The sequence below is a fragment of the Corynebacterium mastitidis DSM 44356 genome (genome assembly GCF_000375365.1).
Classification (GTDB): Bacteria; Actinomycetota; Actinomycetes; order Mycobacteriales; family Mycobacteriaceae; genus Corynebacterium; species Corynebacterium mastitidis.
Genome location: NZ_AQXB01000002.1, coordinates 311,944 through 329,449, shown reverse-complemented (window position 1 = coordinate 329,449; position 17,506 = coordinate 311,944). Strand labels below are relative to the sequence as shown.

Annotated in this window: 11 protein-coding genes; 2 read left to right on the top strand and 9 right to left on the bottom strand. The window is 74.1% G+C overall.

All coding sequences use genetic code 11. The features are described from left to right. Positions 1-66 precede the first annotated feature (66 nt). Complete coding sequence (locus B140_RS0103850) at positions 67-519, top strand: Lrp/AsnC family transcriptional regulator (protein ID WP_026165965.1); 453 nt, start codon at positions 67-69, stop codon at positions 517-519. On the opposite strand, the gene B140_RS14510 is transcribed toward B140_RS0103850, so the two are convergent. Genes B140_RS14510 through B140_RS11890 form a run of 4 tightly spaced genes read right to left on the bottom strand, consistent with a single transcriptional unit; the run spans position 508 to position 11,786 of the window. Continuing rightward, a complete protein-coding gene (locus B140_RS14510) occupies positions 508-2,178 on the bottom strand; it encodes a siderophore-interacting protein (protein ID WP_018118036.1) in 1,671 nt (556 codons plus the stop codon). The genes B140_RS0103850 and B140_RS14510 overlap by 12 nt on opposite strands. Beyond that, positions 2,175-3,440, bottom strand: a complete 1,266-nt coding sequence (locus tag B140_RS11900) for a SidA/IucD/PvdA family monooxygenase (RefSeq protein WP_018118035.1) — start codon at positions 3,438-3,440, stop codon at positions 2,175-2,177. Before B140_RS11900 ends, B140_RS14510 begins: the two co-directional genes overlap by 4 nt. Beyond that, positions 3,430-10,116: a condensation domain-containing protein gene (locus B140_RS11895; protein ID WP_018118034.1), complete on the bottom strand. Its 6,687-nt coding sequence runs from the start codon at positions 10,114-10,116 to the stop codon at positions 3,430-3,432. The genes B140_RS11900 and B140_RS11895 overlap by 11 nt, the downstream gene beginning before the upstream one ends. A gap of 56 nt (positions 10,117-10,172) precedes the next feature. Beyond that, the gene (locus B140_RS11890; RefSeq protein ID WP_018118033.1) at positions 10,173-11,786 is read right to left on the bottom strand and encodes an amino acid adenylation domain-containing protein; all 1,614 of its coding nucleotides are present in this window, start codon (positions 11,784-11,786) and stop codon (positions 10,173-10,175) included. Positions 11,787-11,870: 84 nt separating this feature from the next. Between B140_RS11890 and B140_RS0103825 the strand changes: the two genes are divergently transcribed. Then, the gene (locus B140_RS0103825; RefSeq protein WP_018118032.1) at positions 11,871-12,476 is read left to right on the top strand and encodes a GNAT family N-acetyltransferase; all 606 of its coding nucleotides are present in this window, start codon (positions 11,871-11,873) and stop codon (positions 12,474-12,476) included. 156 nt (positions 12,477-12,632) lie between these two features. On the opposite strand, the gene fepB is transcribed toward B140_RS0103825, so the two are convergent. The 5 genes from fepB to B140_RS0103800 form a co-directional block, all read right to left on the bottom strand. Next, positions 12,633-13,688 carry a Fe2+-enterobactin ABC transporter substrate-binding protein gene (gene fepB / locus B140_RS0103820; RefSeq protein ID WP_018118031.1) on the bottom strand — a complete coding sequence of 352 codons (1,056 nt, stop codon included), beginning with the start codon at positions 13,686-13,688 and terminating at the stop codon, positions 12,633-12,635. A 196-nt stretch (positions 13,689-13,884) separates the two neighbouring features. Beyond that, entirely contained in the window at positions 13,885-14,664 is a 780-nt protein-coding gene (locus B140_RS0103815; protein ID WP_018118030.1) for an ABC transporter ATP-binding protein, read from the bottom strand. After that, positions 14,664-15,767, bottom strand: a complete 1,104-nt coding sequence (locus B140_RS0103810; protein ID WP_026165964.1) for a FecCD family ABC transporter permease — start codon at positions 15,765-15,767, stop codon at positions 14,664-14,666. The genes B140_RS0103815 and B140_RS0103810 overlap by 1 nt, the downstream gene beginning before the upstream one ends. Beyond that, complete coding sequence (locus B140_RS11885) at positions 15,764-16,798, bottom strand: FecCD family ABC transporter permease (protein ID WP_169332518.1); 1,035 nt, start codon at positions 16,796-16,798, stop codon at positions 15,764-15,766. The genes B140_RS0103810 and B140_RS11885 overlap by 4 nt, the downstream gene beginning before the upstream one ends. Positions 16,799-16,887: 89 nt before the next feature. Beyond that, positions 16,888-17,427, bottom strand: a complete 540-nt coding sequence (locus B140_RS0103800; RefSeq protein WP_018118027.1) for a hypothetical protein — start codon at positions 17,425-17,427, stop codon at positions 16,888-16,890. Between the last annotated feature and the right edge of the window lie 79 nt (positions 17,428-17,506).

Sequence of the window (17,506 nt, the reverse complement as noted above, 5' to 3'; positions counted from 1 at the left end):
CCCAAATACGCGAATAATCCCCCATAAAGTAGCGATTCACCCGGCACCCAAGCATAATTCATGCACATGGACGAGGTTTCCCGCATGATTCTTGCCAGCCTTCAGCGCAACGCGCGCACCACCGCCGCCGAGCTGGCCGCCCGCACCGGCGCGGCCGCCTCCACCTGCCTGCGCCGCCTGCGCGCCCTGGAGTCCTCCGGGGCGATACGCGGCTACCACGCGGACGTCGATCCCGCCGCCGTGGGCTTTTCCCTCCAGGTCATCGCCTTTGTCACCCTGGACCGGGAGGACCGCGCCACCATCGAGGCCTTCGAGCGGGAGGTGGCCACGATCACGCAGGTGGTCAGCGCGGAGCGCCTCTTTGGGGACCCGGACTACCTGCTGCGCGTGGCGGCCAGGGACCTGGAGGACTACCAGCGCCTGCGCGATAACCACCTGGGGGAGCTGCCCGGCCTGAGCAAGATCACCTCCACCCTGGTGATGCGCACCCTGGTGGAACACCGGGGCCTACCGTTCTAGCCACACTAGCGTGGAGGACCACCCCACCCTGGCGGTGCGCGCCACGGTCATCCCGGCGGCGCGGGCCAGGTCCGCCACGTCCTCGGCGTCCGGCACGCGGGTGCCGTCCAGGCACAGCCGCACCACGTCCTCGGCAAAGTCGTGCTCGGTGTCCTCGCCCTCGGGGGTGATCTTGGTGAGCAGCCCCACCCTGCCGCCCAGGGCGCGCAGGCATCCGGCGATCCGCTCCGGCGGGGCCTGCCCGAAGGGGTCCACCAGGATCGTCGCCTCGGCCCGGGCCCCCGCCAGGTCCTCCCACCGTGCCGCCGTGGCCGCCGAGGCCGCCGCGCCGCGCCGCCGGAACTCCTCGGCGTACACGCGCGCACCCGGGCCCGCAACGGCCACGGAGGCGGTGGGGCCGACGGCGTCGGCAAGCGCCGGGGCCACCCACTGGGCGGATTCCTCCGCCTCCTCCTCCCACTCAGCGGCGTCGAAGGGCACCGGGCGCGGCGCGCCGGTGCGCAGCACCTCCTCGATGCCCGCCACGGCCAGGGTGCGCCGGGCGGAGACTCCGGCCAGGTGCTCGAAGATGTGCGATTCCTCGTCCGCCAGCTCCCGGGAGAGCGCCGTGAGCGCGTACCCCCGCCCGGCGCGCGCGATCAGGCCCAGGGACTCCAGGTACCGCAGCAGCCTGCCCAGGGCGTCCCCCTCGATCCCGGTGGCGCGGCTGAGTTCCCGTAACTCCGGGGCGTGCGCGTCCGCGATGGCGGCAAAGACCCCGGCGCGCATGGCCGCGCGCACCGCGAAGCCGGGCACCGGGTCCAGCAGCGCGGCGAGCTGGGTAAACAGCGCGTAGCCGGTGTTGGCCTTCTCCTCGTCCTGGGCCACGGCGCGGCGCCGCCAGTAGCCGGTGGCCTCCAGGTGCTGCGGCTTAACGCCGCGCTCCTTGAGGTCGCGGCGGATCTGGCGGAGGCTGCCGGCCTCCCCGGCCACCCAGGCGTACGGGGTGCCCGGCGGGAACTGGGCCTCGGCCACGGCCTCGGCCAGGCTGCCGCCCTCGGCGCGCACCACCCAGCGCACCTCCGCCTCCGCCGCGCTGGATAGCTCCTGGATGTGCTCGCGGCGCGCCACCTCCGCTATCACCAGGCAGCGGTGCCCTGCGGGCAGCTCCTCCAGGCAGCGGCTCATGGCGGGCAGGGCCGTCTCATCCCCCGCGAGCAGCAGCCAGTCCGTGTGGGCGGGCAGGTGCAGGCAGTTCTTGGGCCCGGCCACCCACAGGCGGTCGCCCACCCGGGCGCGGCGCGCCCACTCGTCCGCCAGCCCCTGCTCGTGGTGGGCGAAGTCCACGGTGAGCCTTCCCGCCTCCGGCTCCCAGCGGCGCACGGTGTAGGTGCGAAAGAGATCCTTGGTCTCCGCCGTCCACTGGTTCACGCCGTGGGCGTCCGGCTCCGGGCGGGGGCGCTGCCCGGTGGCGGGGTCGGGGAAGATGAGGCGGACGTCGTCGTCAAAGCCGTCGCTGACCAGGGCGGGGACCTCAAAGCCCGCGTAGGTGTGGGCGGCCAACTGCTCCCCGCCCAGCACCACGCGGCGCATGCCGGGGTTGAGGTCGATGACCTCCACCACCTCGAGGTCGCGCACGCTGATGGGATAGATGTCGCGGTGCCTGCTGTTCTTGCTCACTGCCGTAGTCCTTTCACGCCCGCAACGATCCTATCGGAGAGTTCGCCTAAGCAACTGAGGTTGGCAAAGCCCGGCCCCTGCCGGTACCCCGCCAGGGTGGGCAGGAACAGCCGCCCGTCGAGCCCCTCGAAGCGCAGGGAGGCGTCGATACGCTCCTCCACCTGCTGCGGGCGCAGCCCCGCCCAGGACCCCGCCCCGGCCTCCCTGGCCAGGCGCGCGCGCACCGGCTCGTCCAGGTAGCAGCCGAACCACAGCGGGGAGTTTCCCCGGGCGTCCACCACCAGGTCCGCGCCCAAGGTGCCCACGCGCTCCCGGCCGCCCGCCTCCTCGCGGCGATACTCCACGGCCAGGGCCCCGCCCTCGGCCTCCGAGGCCGGGCGCACGGCGCTGACCGTGCCGCGCACGTGATCCGTGCGCGCGTCCCGGGCCACCTTCGCCTGGATGCGCACCGAGTACACACTGCGATCCGTGCGGGCGAGGAGGTCGCGCCGGGAGGCGTCGTCCAGCTCCACCCAGCGGTGGGGGTCGGAGTACAGGCGGTTTTCAAACTGCCCCTCGCCCCGGGTGAAGATCGCCGCGCTGGGCGAGACCACCGTGACCCCGCCCGCGGGCCCGTCCAGGAGCTGATCGACCACGCTGGCCGAGGACTCCCCGGAGCCGATCACCGCCACCCGCGCCCCGGGCTCCACGCGGCGGCGCCAGAACTGCGCCAGCGAGCACACCCCGGGCAGCTTCGCGATGCGCCGGGTGCTGGCCCCCGGGCCGGTGACCATGAGGGAACGCGCCGCCATCGGGCCCTCGGTGGTCTCTACCGCCCAGCCCTCCTCCCCCAGGGCGGCGCAGGTGACCTCCGCGCGCACCACGGTAATGCCCAGGCGCTCGACCACCCACCGCAGGTAGTCCGCCCAGGTATCGTGCAGCGGGGCGGGCCGCCCGCGATCCACCCAGGCGGCGAACTCCCCGCGCTCGATGAGGAAGGCGCCCCACCCGTGGCGGGCCAGCTCCTCATCCACCCGGGGCGAATCCGCCTCCCCGGCGATCCGCGTGCGGTAGGGAAAGCCCACGTCCTTCTCCGGCGGGGTGCCCAGACCGTGGCGGCCGTCCGTCCAGCCGCCCTCGGCCCGCCAGTTCCCGCCCACCCCCAGCGGGTCCACCAGCACCACCGAGGGGGCGGGCAGCCCGAGCCGGGACATCGCGGCGGCCTTGGCGGCCACCGCCACGCCCTTGGGGCCCGCGCCCACCACGAGTAGGTCAGCGGTCATGTTCTTCCTCCTGAATAGTAGCTATGGCTTGTGCAAAAAAGGGCGCAATAATGCGCCACCCAGCGTCCTTGACCAGGCCAAAGTGATCCTCGTCCACCTCCAGGGAGGCCACGCGCGCGCCCGCGCCCGCCCAGGCGGCCGCCGGGTCCCAGGCCGCCGGGCCGGAGGCCTCCGCGCCCCGCGTGCCCACCACCAGGTGCACGGGGCCGTCCCAGCGCAGCGGCGCGGCCCCGGCCATGAGGCGGCCGCTGGCGGCGAGGTTCTCCGCCACCAGCTCGCGCAGCACCTCGGGGTGATCGTCCAGGCCCACGAGGCCGTCCACCAGCGGGGTGGGATCGTGCTCGGGGCTCAGCCCGGCGGGCAGCACCCCGGCGGGATAGGAATCCACGATCCCCAGGAAGGACACCTCCCCCGGCCCGCCGAGGGCGTGGGCCACCGCGTGCGCGAGCACGCCACCAAAGGACCAGCCCAGCAGCAGGTAGGGGCCTCGGGGCTGCTCGGCGCGGATGAGCGCGGCCACGTCCCGGGCGGCCTGGTCGAGCGCGTCCTGCTCGATCCGGCCCGTCCAGGACACCGCCCGCAGGCGCACCGGCACCTGCCGCGCCAGCCGCGCCCAGGGGGCGTGAATCCCGTCCCCGGGCGGCATGCACCACAGGGTCGGGGAGCCCACCGTGTGCGCCACGAGCGGCCCGGGGGCGGGCTGGCCGCCCAGGCGGGCCGCAATGCCCCGGGGGCTGCCCCCGGCGAGGATGTCCCCCATGCCGAGCTCTATTCCCTCGCGTTGCAGGCGGCCCAGCAGCCGCACGGCCAGCAGGGAATGGCCCCCGGCCTCGGCAAAGTCCTCGTCCAGGCCCACCGTGCGGCCCAGCACGGCGGACATCGCCGCCGCGATCCCCTCGGCCGTGGCGCGCGAGGCGGTGGGCACAGTGGCCACAGTGGGCGCAGTGGGCACTGCGGGCACGGGTTGCTCGGGTGCCGCCTGCTCGTACTCTGCCGGCACGCCCTCGACGACGCCCTCTGCGCCCTGGCTCCGGGGCGCGGCGGGTGCCGCAGGCGCCGGGGGCCGCGCCGGTTCCAGCGGCTCGCCCAGGAAGGCGCGCAGCGCCTGCCCCAGGCGGCGCGCCGCCCAGCGCGCCCGCTCCCGATCCACCAGGCCGGGCCGGAAGGCCAGCGCTACGTCGAAGTCCCCGCCGGGACGGGAGACCACCGTGATCGGGTAGTGCGTCTGCCCCACCGCCTCGGTGGCGGTGACCCGCAGCGCGCCCTGGCTCCGGGGCGCGGGGGCGTTCTCGTAGACCACGATCGTGTCAAACAACCCCGCCGCGCCGATGTCCGCCGGGGACACCGCCGTGTGATCCGCCAGCTCCGCCCGTGCGGCGTGGTGGGCGCGCAGGTCCGCCACCGGGTCCCCGCTGACCGCGATGCGGGCGGGCAGCGTGGTGGCAAACAGCCCGATCATCTCCGCCGCCTCCGGAAGCTGCGGGGGCCGCCCGGAGGCGGTCACGCCGCAGACCACCTCCGCGGGGCCCTCTCCTTTAACCCGCCCGGTCAGCTCGCTGAGCACGTAGGCCCAGGCCACCTGGAGCAGCTCGGCGGGGGTGGCCCCGGCGGCGCGCGCGGCGGCCACCAGGGCGTCGGCCTCCTCCCCCGCCACTCCCACGTCCAGGGCCTCCTCCCCGGCGGCGCCCTCGGTTCCCGGGGCCGCGAGCAGCGTGCGGGGGGCGTGATCCCCCAGGTAGGCGCGCCAGGCCCGGCGATCCGCCTCCCGGCGGCCCTCCACCCAGTCCAAAAACGCCTCGGGCTGCGGGGCCGGGGGCAGCTCCTCCCCGCCGTAGAAGGCCGCCAGCTCGCGGAGCATGATGCCCGTGGACCAGCCGTCGGTGAGCAGGTGGTGCCCGGCCACGATCAGGCAGGCGCGGCGCGGCGCGTAGCGCACCGCCGTGGCGCGCACCAGGGGCGGGGCGGCCACGTCCACGCGGCGGTTCTCCTCCGCGCGCAGCAGGTGCTCCGCCAGGTCCCGCCAGGCATCGCCCAGGGGGCGCGCGTCCACGGCCCGGAACGTGGCCGGGCGGGAGCGCGGGACGAACTGCCGGGGGTGCTCCGTGGCGGTGGCGTTAAAGCCCGCGCGCAGGGTGGGGTGCCGGTCGAGCACCCCCTCCCAGGCCGCCTCCAGGCGGGGCAGGTCGATCTCCTCGGCGGCCTCCAGGTCCACGCGCATGGCCAGCGCGTAGGGGTCCGCACCCTCGGGGGCGCTCAGCGCGTGGAAGAGCAGCCCCTCCTGCGGCGGGCTCAGCGGCAGCGCCCGCTCGAGCGGCCCGTGCACGCGCTCCAGGGCCCGGCGGGGGGTGTCGCCCACACCGCCCAGCTCGGCGGCCCGCAGCGCGATCAGCCCCTCCTCCAGCCGGCGGTGCACCTCGCGCGGGTCGAAGCGGGCAGGGTCGGCGGTGTACTCCACGCGGGACTCGCCCACAAAGACGTTCACCGTGAGCGCCTCGGTGAGCCTGCGGCGCGGATGATCCGCCACCCCGAACCCCCCGGCGGCGCCGGGCAGGACGTTGAGCACCACCTCGGGGCGGCGCAGGCCCAGGCCGTACAGCGCCCCGGCGGCGTCGCCGTGGGCCAGCCACCCGTAGCCCTCTCCCCCGCCGGGAGTCTCCCGCCGGGCGCGGCGGGCGGCGGCCAGGGCGTCCGCCGCGCGCTCCACCGGGTTGCCTTCCCCCGGCGCGCGCACCGCCAGGGGATACTCCACGGTGAACCAGCCCACGGTGTGCGCCGCGCCCCCGGCGGGCCCCACGGCGGAGCGCCCGTGGGCCTCCACGCCGACGTAGCCGCCGGGGGCCACGCCGGACAGCGCCAGGGCCGCCAGCAGCTTTGCCTCCGGCTCGGCCCCCAGGGCCCCGGCCGACTCGGGGGAAAGATCCAGGCTCGCGCAGGCGGCCTCGGCCCGGGCGAGCAGGGGCGCGGCGACGATCGCGCCCGCGCGCTGCACCCGCGCCCAGTGCGGCAGCTCCGCGCGGCGATCCCGCGCCCGCGAACCCAGGACGTGGGCGCGCCAGCGGTCATCCGCGTGATCCAGGCGGCCCCCGCGCAGGAGGCGCTGCACCTCCGCGCGCAGGGTGCGCCAGCTCAGCGCATCCACGGCACTGTGGTGCGCCACCAGCCCCACGCCCCCGGCCCGCAGGGCCACGAGGTGGAACATGCGCCCGGCCTCGGGGTCGAGCAGGCCGGGGGTGCGCGCCACCGCGCCCAGGTCCTCCGCCGCCGCGGCGCCCACGCACTCCTCCGGCGCGGCCAGCGCCACCCGGGGGACGATCAGCTCGCCGGAGCGAGCGTCCAGGATCATCCGCAGGGCGCCGTGGGCGGCGGCGAGCTGGGAGGCGACCCCGCGCAGCAGATCCGGGGAGACCGCGCCCGCGCCCTCGGGGCCGGGGATCTCCGCGTACTGGACGAAGCCCGCCCAGGCGGGGCCGTCCGGCGCGGCCTCGCGCTGCCGGGCCGCCACCGGGGTCTCCTGGAGCGCGCCGACGGCGAGGAAGGGCGCGTCCTCCCGCTCCCCCGCCGCCTCCGCGCGCCTCATCCCGGCGGCCACGCGGGCCAGCGGCGCCCCGGAGAGCAGCTCCTTGGGCCAGATCGCCCAGCCCTCCCGGCGCAGGCGGGTGGCCACCGTCAGGGCGCTGATCGAGTCCCCGCCCTGGGCGATGAAGTCCCCCCGAAGGCCCATCTCCACGCCTGCCTGCTCGCGGCAGGCCCGCAGCAGGGCGGCCTCGGCGAGAGAGGCGGAGGAGGCGGGCGCCCCGGCCTCCTCGCCCGGAGCGTTCCCCCGCTCCGCAGCCCCGAGGGCCGCGACCCGCGCCGCCAGCGCCGCGCGATCCGCCTTGCCGGAGACCGTGGTGGGCAGCTCCGGGATCACCTCGATGCGCCCCGGCACCAGGGCGCGCGGGAGCTGGGCGGCCACCGACTCGCGCACCTCGCCCGGGATCAGGGTGGCCCCCGGCTGGGCCACCACCCAGCCGAACAGCCCGGCGCGCCCGTGCGGGGTCACCGCCGCGGCCGCCACGGACTCGGTGGCCCGCAGCGCGGCCTCGACCTCCCCGAGCTCCACGCGGCGGCCGTTGACCTCCACCTGGTCATCCGCCCGGCCCAGGTACTCGTACCCGCGCCCGGGCAGCCAGCGCACCAGATCGCCGGTATCGTACAGGCGCTCCGCGCCCCGGCGCGGGTCGATGGTGGCGGTGATAAAGGCGGCATCCTCGGCGTCCCCGGCGTTGAGGTAGCCGCGCGCCACCTGCGGCCCGGCCAGAAAGAGGCGGCCGCGCTCGAAGTCCCCCACTACACGGAGGTGACCGTCCAGGGCGTAGGCGCGCATGCCCGCCACGGGCCGCCCGATCACCGGGCGGCCGGGGGTGACCTCCGCGATCAGGGCGTCCACGCAGGCCTCGGTGGGGCCGTAGGCGTTGAGGGCGCGCAGCCGCCCGGTGGCCAGCCGGTCCCACAGGGGCGCGGGCAGGGCCTCGCCGCCGAGCACGAGCAGCTCCAGGTCCGGCAGCTCGCCCAGGCCCGCCGCCATGAGCGCCTGCGCCAGGGAGGGGGTGGTATCGAACACCGTGACGCGGTCCGCCCGCAGCGCGGCCACGGCGGCCTCGGCGTCCGTGGCGATCTCCTCCGGGTAGAGGCGCACGCAGTGCCCGGCCAGCAGCCACAGGAGCTGATCCAGGGCGGCGTCGAAGGCAAAGCTGGCGGTGTGCGCCACCACGGCGGGCGGGCGCCGGTACAGACCATGCAGGTGCCCGCGCAGCAGCGCCTCCAGGTTGCCCCGGGTCACCTGCACCCCCTTGGGCGTGCCCGTGCTGCCCGAGGTGAAGATCACGTAGGCCAGGTCCTCGGGGCTGGGCGCGGGCGGCACGGGCGGCGCAGGCAACTCGAACTCACCCGACGCCGAAGGCTCCGGCCAGGGATCGCGCCCGGCCACCCACCGCGCCCCCAGGGCGCTAAGGATCTGCTCCCGGCGCGCCCCGGGCGCCCCGGATTCCAGGTAGGTAAAGGGCACGCCCGCGTACAGCGCGGCCAGGACGGTGACCACCAGCTCCGCGCCGCGCGGGACGTCGATCCCGATGGGGCCCCGGGGCAGGCGGCGCGCCGCGTCCAGCACCCGGCGGTGCAGCTCCGCGCCGCTGAGCGCCCCCTCCTGCGTGATGAGCCGCGCCTGGTCCACCCCGGCCAGGGATTCGATGAGTCCGCGCAGCGTGGCGGCGGCCCCCTCCGGCTCCTCCGGGGGCGTGCTGCCCGCCCGGGCGTCGATGAGCCCGGCGCTCTCGGCCTCCCCGCCCAGCAGCTCCGCCACCCGCGCCCCGGCGGGGTCCTCCCGCCGCGCCACGCGCACCAGGAGGTCGCGCAGGCGGCTCAGCCTGCGGCGGGCCACGGGCGCGGGCACGCGCGCCGGGTCCGTCTCCAGGCCGAGGTCCAGGCCGCCGTCGGGGGCGGGCATGACCACCAGGCCCCAGTCCTCCGGCGGGCCGCCCGCCACGTTGCTCAGCACCCCGGTGGCCTCCCCGAAGCGGAAGCGCACGTCGAAGATCTTGGCGTTCACGCCCATGCCGTGCAGCAGCGCGCCCGCGCCCGGCGCGCCGAGGTCGCGCGGCAGGTTCTCGCCCCGGTAGCGCTGGTGGCGGCGCAGGTCCTTCAGGCGGGCCTCCGTGGCGGCCGCCAGCTCCCCCAGGGTGGCCTGAGCCCGCACGGGCACCAGCAGCGGGAGCACGTTCACCGCCATGTGGGGCGTGGCGCGCTGGGCCACGCTGCCGCGCGCCATCACCGGCATGGCCAGGCACGCGTCGCGCTCCGGGCGGCCCTCGGCCTGCCACACCTGGGCCGCATACAGCGCGATCAGGCAGGTAACCCAGGTGGTTCCGGCGGCGCGGGCGGCGGCCTGGAAGGCCTCGTGCTCGCCCGCGCTCAGGGTCACGGTGGTGGTGATCGTGGCCCCGGAGGTCCGCGCGGACCCGGTGGCGGCGTTGAGGCGCTCGCGCTCGGTGAGGTCCGGCAGCGGGTCGAGCAGATCCCGGAAGAAGGCGCGGTCCTCCCGCGCCGCCTCGGAGCCGTGGTACTCGGCGTCCTGCTCCACGATCTGCGCCATGCCCACGCCCCGGTAGCGCTTGGGCTTGGCCCCGGTCACGGCGGCGGTGTAGTGCTCCGCGATCCGGCGGGTGAGCAGGGTGGCGGAGTAGCCGTCCACCACGAGGTGGTGGTAGAGCTGGATCACCCAGGTGTGCTCGTCGTCGAGCAGCAGCACCTCGTAGCGGCACAGCGGGGCGTCCACCATCCCGGCCGTGGCCTCCGCGAGGGCGGTCTTGGCGGCGTCGATGCGCGCCAGGGCCAGGCGCTCCGGGTGGGGGGTGCCGCGCAGGTCGCGCACCACGGCGGGCACGATCTCCTCGCTGACGTACTGGCGCGGGGCGTCCTGCCCCTCGGCGGGGGCGACGACCCGCAGGCGCAGCGTCTCCGCCTCGCGCTGGGTGGCCTCGATGGCGGCGCACAGGGCGGGCACGTCGATGCCGCCGCGAAGCCGCAGCACCTCGCCCACCACGTAGAAGGGCGAGTGCGGGTCGATGCTCTGGGCGTCGTAGATCCCCCGCTGCGCGCCGGTCAGCGGCAGCAGGGCGGGGTGCGGGAGCGTGCTCATGCAGATGGTTCCTTGCGGCTCGTGGTGATCTCGTGGTGATAGGGACGGCGTGGGGGCTAGCGGCGGTCCGGCAGGGCCGCGCGGTCGAGCTTGCCGTTGGCGTTGAGCGGCAGCTCCGCCAGCGGCACGAGGCGGCCGGGCACCGCGTAGCCGGGCAGCTCCCCGGCGACGTGCGCGCGCACCCGCCCCAGGTCGGGCTCCCCGGTGACGTAGCCCCACAGCTCCTCGCCCACCAGGCGGGCCGCCGCGGCGCGCACCCCCGGGGCGGCGCGCAGGGCCGCCTCCACCTCGCCCAGCTCCACCCGGTTGCCGCGCACCTTGACCTGATCGCCCAGGCGGCCCCGGAACTCGTACATGCCCAAGCCCTCGTCGAGGCGCACCAGGTCCCCGGTGCGATACATCGTGCCGCCCTCGGGGTCGGGCAGGAACGCGGCGGCGGTGAGGTCGGGGCGCCTAAAGTAGCCCCCGCCCACCTGGGGGCCGCCGATCGCCAGCTCCCCGATCTCCCCCGGGGCGACCTCCTCGAGCCCGCCGGGTTCCAGCACCCGCAGCCGCACCTCCGGCTCGGCCGCGCCCAGCAGGGCCTGACCGGGGCGCAGCGGCAGGTCCGGGGTGTATTCCACCCACATCACGTCCATCGCGGTCTCCGAGGGGCCGTAGAGCCCGTGGACCCGGGCGGGGGTAACCTCGCGCACCCGCGCCACGAGGTCCGCCGGGACGGCCTCCCCGCCGAGCAGGAGGTGGCGCAGGGAGTCCAGCTCCCCGCTTTCCACCCCGGAGTCCAGCAGCGCGCGCATCATGCTGGGCACGATGGACATCACGCTCACCCGGTGACGGCGCACCAGGCCCAGCAGTGCGCGGGCGTCCCCCGGCCACCACCCGGCGGGCGGCAGCACCACCGTGCCGCCGGTGATAAGGGGGCTGAGCATCTCCGCCACGCCGACGTCGAAGGCCACGGGGGCCTTGTTGACCACCACGTGCTCCCCGCCGCCGAACACCCGGGCCATCCAGCGCAGGTGCAGGGCCACGCCCCGGTGCAGGTTGACCGCGCCCTTGGGCGCGCCCGTGGTCCCGGAGGTGTAGATGATGTAGGCCGGATCCTCCCCGGTGGGACGCCGCGACGGGCCCGCCTCCCCGCCGAGCACCCGGGCCTCCTCCTCGAGGTCGGCCCGCACGGCCGGGTCCGCGAGGTTCAGCGCGGGGCCGGGGTAGGCGGGCTCGTGGTCCGGGGTGGACTCGGTGAACTCAGTAGCCTCTGCGGCCCGCGCGCGCAGCAGCGCGGCGGGGTCGGCGTCGCGCAGCAGGTGGGCCACGCGGGCGGGCGGGGAGCCCGCGTCCACCGGCACGTACACCGCCCCGGCGCGCAGCACGGCCACCGCCGCGATCACCTGCCAGGCGCAGCGATCCGCGAGCACCGCCACCCGCGCGCCGGGCCCCGCCCCCGCCGCCGCGAGCCTGCGGGCCAGGGCGCCGCTGAGCGCGCGCAGCCGCGCGTAGCTGAGGGTCTCTCCCCCGTCCACGATCACGGCGGGGTCCTCGCCGCCCCCGGCGAGGGAGCGCTCGAGCAGGTCCGTGACGGTGGGGGCGGGGTTCGCGGCGCCGGTGGCGGTGGGGTCGGCGGAGCCGGACGGGCAGGCGGAGCCGGTGGCCTCGGCGGGGGAAGGGTTCATGCAGGGGTGCCTTTTACAGATATACGCTCGACGGATAAGTTTACTAAGGATAGATTTACCAAATCTGCGGAAGGAAAAACACCCATGCCCCCCACGCCCGAGACCGTCCTGCACCGCCTGCGCACCGACGTCCCGGCGGAGCACGTCGCCCCCGCCCCGCCGCGCCTGCCCGAGTTCTCCGGGCGCTACCGGCTGCGCGCCGCCACCCCGGACGACGCCCCCCTGATCGCGGACTGGATGAACCGCCCCCACCTGGCCGAGACCTGGGAGCAGGCGTGGAGCGTGGAGCGCTGGCGCGAGGACTTATGCGCCCGGCTCGCCGAGACCTACTCGCTGCCGGTGATCCTCTCCGTGACCGACCACGACCCCGCCGAGGTGGGCTACCTCGAGGTGTACTACCCGGCCCGCGACGACATCAGCTATTGCTTCGACTGCTCCCCGCAGGACCTAGGGCTGCACTTTGCCGTGGGCCTGGAGGAGCTGACCGGGCGCGAGTTCTTCCGCCCCTTCTTCGACGCGCTGCCGCAGGCGCTGCTTCGCGCCAACCCCACGGCCCCCCGCGTGATCGCGGAGCCGGATCACCGCAACGCCCGCGTGCACTCCATGCTGCGCAAGTCCGGCTGGGAGGACCTGGGCGAGTTCCAGCACCGGCCCGACCGCCGCGTGAGGATCTTCCAGGTGCGCGCGTAGCCGCCCTGGACCCATCCCTCCCCTGCCCCTCGGGCCCTCGAGGCGCGCAAAAAGGGACGCCCCCTTAAACACAGGGACGCCCCGATTCACCGCCCCCGCCGCGCCTACAGTACATACAGCGCCCACGGCGCTACCGCGACGCGGCGGGCAACGCGGCTACTTGGAGAAGTTCTCCTTGAGGTACTCCACCAGGTCCTTCGCGGCGATCGGGTCGATGCGGAAGAACTCCCCGTCCAGGCCGTACACGCGGTCCTCGCTCACGGCGGTGGTCTCTGCGAGCTGCTCGTTATCGCGCACCTGCTGATCGGCCGGGGTGCCGGGGTCGATGTTGAGCACGAACACCGCGTTGCCATCCAGGGCCAGCGGCACGTTCTCCGCGTTCACGGCCTTGACGTCGGAGCGGGCCGAGCCCTGCTCGGAGTTTCCCACCAGGTCCTCGCCGGGAACCGCCAGCTCGATGCCGAGGTCGGTGAAGATGCGCCCCTGCGCGGACTCCTCGGTGAAGAAGTTCACCGCGCCCTCCGGGGCCAGGGCGATGAGGTTGACCGGGCCGTCGATCTTGATCTCGTCCTTGGCCTCGCTCACGGCCTCCTCGTACTCGGAGATGACCTCCTCGGCCTTGTCCTCCAGGCCGGTGGCCTCGGCCACCTCGTTCATGGTCTCCTCCCAGGACTGATCGGAGTAATCGATCACCTGGACGGGAACCACGTCCTTGAGCTGGTCGTAGATCTCCGCGCCCGTGTCCGCGCCCACGTTGGACATGACCACGAGGTCCGGGTCCTGGGCCAGGATCGCCTCGGCGCTGGCGGAGCCGATGGTGAACAGGGACTCCACGCCCTTGTCCTTGGCCAGCTCGTCCCAGGAGAGGCCAAAGCCCGTCTCGTCCGCGAACATCGGGGCCTTGGGGTTGCCGCCGCCGGAGCCCACCACGGGGGCGTCGAGCGCGAGCAGGGCGCCGGTGAGGCTCACCGAGGCGGAGACGATGCGCTGCGGCTGCTTCTCGATGGTGATCTCGGTGGGCTTCTTGTCCTTATCCTGCGTCTCGACGGTGCGCGGGAACGCGGCGGAGTCCGACGAACCGGAGGCGTTGGTCTGCGAGCCCGGGGCGGAGGTGGCCGACTCCTCGGCGGAGTTGGAGCAGGCGGCCAGGCCCGCCGCCAGCGCCAGGCCGGTGACGGCGGCCGCCACGCGGCGACGAAGGGAGATGGTCATGGGGTCTCCTCAAAATACGATGATCCAAAAGGGGAAGGCGGATGGCGCGGGGAACGCGGCCGACGGGCCGGGAGGCCCGCGTGCGCAGGCGTTCCGCACATCCGATAGAACTAAGGTTACACTACCCAAACCAAGAATAAACCATATGAGGTAACAAAGGTACCCCCGCTAAAAGTGATCCCTATAACTCCCCGCCCTAGCGCGGAACCACCAGCGGCCCGCCGCTGATGGGATCGGTCATCACCACCGCGTCCAGGTCAAAGACCTCCGCCAGGCGGTCCTGCGTGAGCACCTCGCCCGGCGTGCCCGCCGCCGCCACCGTGCCGGAGCGCGAGAGCAGCACCAGCCGATCCGCGTAGCGGGCCGCCAGGTTGAGGTCGTGCAGCACCATCACCACCGTGCGCCCGGCCCCCTCCCTCAGCCCGCGCACCAGCCGCAGCACCTCCACGGAGGTGGAAAGGTCCAGGTAGGTGGTGGGCTCGTCGAGCAGCGTGGCCGGGGTATCCTGCGCGATGGTCATGGCGATCCACACCCGCTGACGCTGCCCCCCGGAGAGGTCCGCGATGCGCCGATCCACCAGCCCCGCCAGCCCGGTGGTCTCGATGGCCCGGGCCACCACCGCGTCATCCCGCCGCGACCACTGCGCCATCCAGGACTGATACGGGTGCCGCCCGCGCGCGATGAGCTGCCCCACCGTCAGCCCCGCGGGGGCCACGGGGGTCTGCGGGAGCAGGGATAACTCCCGCGCCCGCTCCCGGCGGGGCCACCGGGAGATCTCCCGGCCCCGGAACTCCAGCGAGCCCGCATGATCCAGCAGCCCGCACAGGGACTTCAGCAGCGTGGACTTGCCGCAGCCATTGGGGCCGATCAGGCAGGTGACCTCACCGGCCGCGATGTCCAGGTCCAGGTCCCGGATCACCCGCCGCGCGCCGTATCCGGCGCTCAGGCCCCGCGCGGAAAAAAGCGGCTGGCTCATCAGATGGTTTCCTCTCTCCGGGTGCGGAAGATCATGAACAGCAGGAACGGCGCGCCGAGGAACGCGGTGACCACGCCCACGGGCAGCTCCCAGGGCAGCACCACCCGCGCCAGCAGGTCCGCGCCCAGCAGCAGCGCGGCCCCCAGCAGCGCGGAGAACAGCAACGGCGGGGTGGGCGTGCCCGCCAGCGCGCGCGCCAGGTGCGGCACCACGAAGGCCACGAACCCGATGGGCCCGGCCGCCGCCACCCCCACGGCGGCCAGGACCACCGCCGTGAGCAACTGCACGAGCTGCGCCACCCGCACCCGGTGCCCCAGCACGTGCGCCGTGGTCTCCCCCAGCACCAGGGCGGAGAGCTGGAAGGCCAGCCACCCGCCGAGCGCCACCGCCACCACCAGCACCGCCAGCGGGGCCCAGGCGTGGTTCCAGTCCCGCCCGTTGAGCGAGCCGGTGAGCCACATGCGCGCCGAGGCCGCCCTGTCCAACTGCGCGTAGGCCAGCAGCCAGGTCACCCCGGCGGACAGGAAGATCGACATGCCCGCGCCGATGAGCACCACCTGGAGCATGGAGTTGCGCGCGGGCCCGGCGAGCAGCCAGATGAGCAGGGCCGCCAGCAGCGCGCCCGCGATCGCCGCCCCCGGCAGGCCCACGGTGCCCATCACCGTGGTGGCCCCCGCCTCGATCACCCCGCCGTGCCCGGCCCCGGCAAAGACGATGGTGGTCACCGCCGCCAGCGAGGCCCCCTGGGTGATCCCCAGGATGTCCGGGCTGGCCAGGGGGTTGCGGGCCACCGACTGCGTGAGCGCCCCGGAATAGGCCAGGGCCGCGCCCACCAGGCAGGCCACCACGGCCCGGCCCAGGCGCATGTCAAAGACCACCGCCCGCTGGATCGCGGTGCCGCCCCCCGCAAAGACCTCCACCACCTGCCCCAGCGTCATGCGGTACTCGCCCTGGGTCACCGCCCAGCACACCCCGAGCGCCAGCAGCGCGGCCGTGGCGGCCATGCACGCCAGCAGGCGCGCGTTGATCCGCCAGGACACCGGCCCCAGGCGCAGCACCCGGAGGGGCACCCGGGCGGGCTCGGGCGTTATCGTCGCGCTCATAGCGCACCCCCCACCCGGCCCCGGCGCACCAGCCACACGAACACCGGCACGCCCAGCAGCGCCAGCACGATGCCCATGGGCAGCTCGCCGGGGGCCGCCAGCACCCGGCCCAGCACGTCCGCGCCCAGCGCCAGCACCCCGCCCACCAGGGCGGACAGCGGGATGATGAGGCGGTAGTCCGGGCCGGTGAAGGCGCGCACCATGTGCGGGGCCGCCAGGCCGATGAAGCTCACCGGCCCCGCCGCCGCCACCGCCGCCGCCACCAGCGCGGAGATGACCACCACCCCGATCCCCTGCGCCCGGCGCACCGAGACGCCCAGCGCGTGGGCGCTCTCCTCCCCCAGGCTCAGCAGGTTCACCGACGGCCCCAGCAACAGCGCCGCGAGCAGCGCCACGGCGGCCACCGGGGCCACCACCGCGATCACGGAGAAGTCCCGCCCGGCCACCGAGCCGGTGGCCCATGTGCGCAGGGCGTCCAGCACGCGCTCGTTGGTAATCACCAGGGCGTTGACCACGGCCATGAGCAGCGCGGAGAGCGCCGTGCCCGCCAGTACGAAGGCCAGCGGGCTGCCCGCCGTGGGCCCGGAGGAGGAAAGCAGAAAGAGCAGGGCGGTCACGAGCACCGCCCCCAGCATGGAGGGCCACACGTAGGCGGACTCCGGGGTCAGCCACCCCAGGCTCAGGCCCACGGCCACGGCCGCCGCCGCGCCCGCGCCCACGCCCAGGAAGCCGGGATCGGCCAGCGGATTGCGGGTAAAGCCCTGCATGAGCGCCCCCGCCGCGCCCAGCGCGAGCCCGGCGAGCAGCGCCAGGGCGGTGCGCGGGATGCGCTGGATGCCCAGCACCATCTCCACGTCGGTGGCCCCCGTCTGCGCCCCCACGGCGTAGCGAAGTCCCCCCGGGATAGCCTCCCACACCTCGGAAAAACCCAGATCGCGAGAGCCCGTGAGCAGGCTCACGAGAATCTGCGCGGCGATCAGCAGGGGCACCACAACGGCCACGGTCACGGCGCGTGTGCGAGGAGAACCCACGGCGGCTCCTAGAAAACGCGGAAAAGGACTCAGGCAAGTATAGCCTAAGCACTATAGCCGCCCAAGGGCACTACCAGCGGATCGAAAAGTTACATGTCCGCCCAGCTTGTACCGCCCGGAGAAGCGGAATAAACGATCTCGTTAGCCTTATTCTTGAACTGCGTCAGCTTTTCCTTCTCCAGGATGGAGACCGTGCACTCGTTGCGCCCTCCCCCGCTGTTCGTGACGGCAAAGGAGGAGCCAATCGCATTGAGGGCGACGGCACCAAAGAACGCGCCCAGAAGAATCAGGATGAAGGCCATTCCAATGCTCGATCCCACCTGACTAAATCCGGAGAGAATCAGGATCAGGGCCAAAAATCCAGAGAAAAGTAGCTGCCCCACCTTGACTTTTTGCGACACCGTCACTCCCGCGACGGAGCCGATGGGCATCGCCATCTCCTCGAACCCGAGAGGAATGGCCCCAAGGATGGTATTGGGGTATCGGATTAGGATCCTCTTGTTCGTCACCACCATCGTGGTACTTAACCAGAATAAAGTGAGGCGAGGACGGAATTGTTGAGCATAAAGGCCCTTCTCCCCGGGGGCCAGTATTATATCGCTCTGAGCAGCGATCTTTGAAGCATCCATGTTTCCTCCACAGACAACAGAAAAGTTACGGCAAAAACTCTTTACCGATCCGTTATCTGAAGGTACCCCCCCCCGCCAG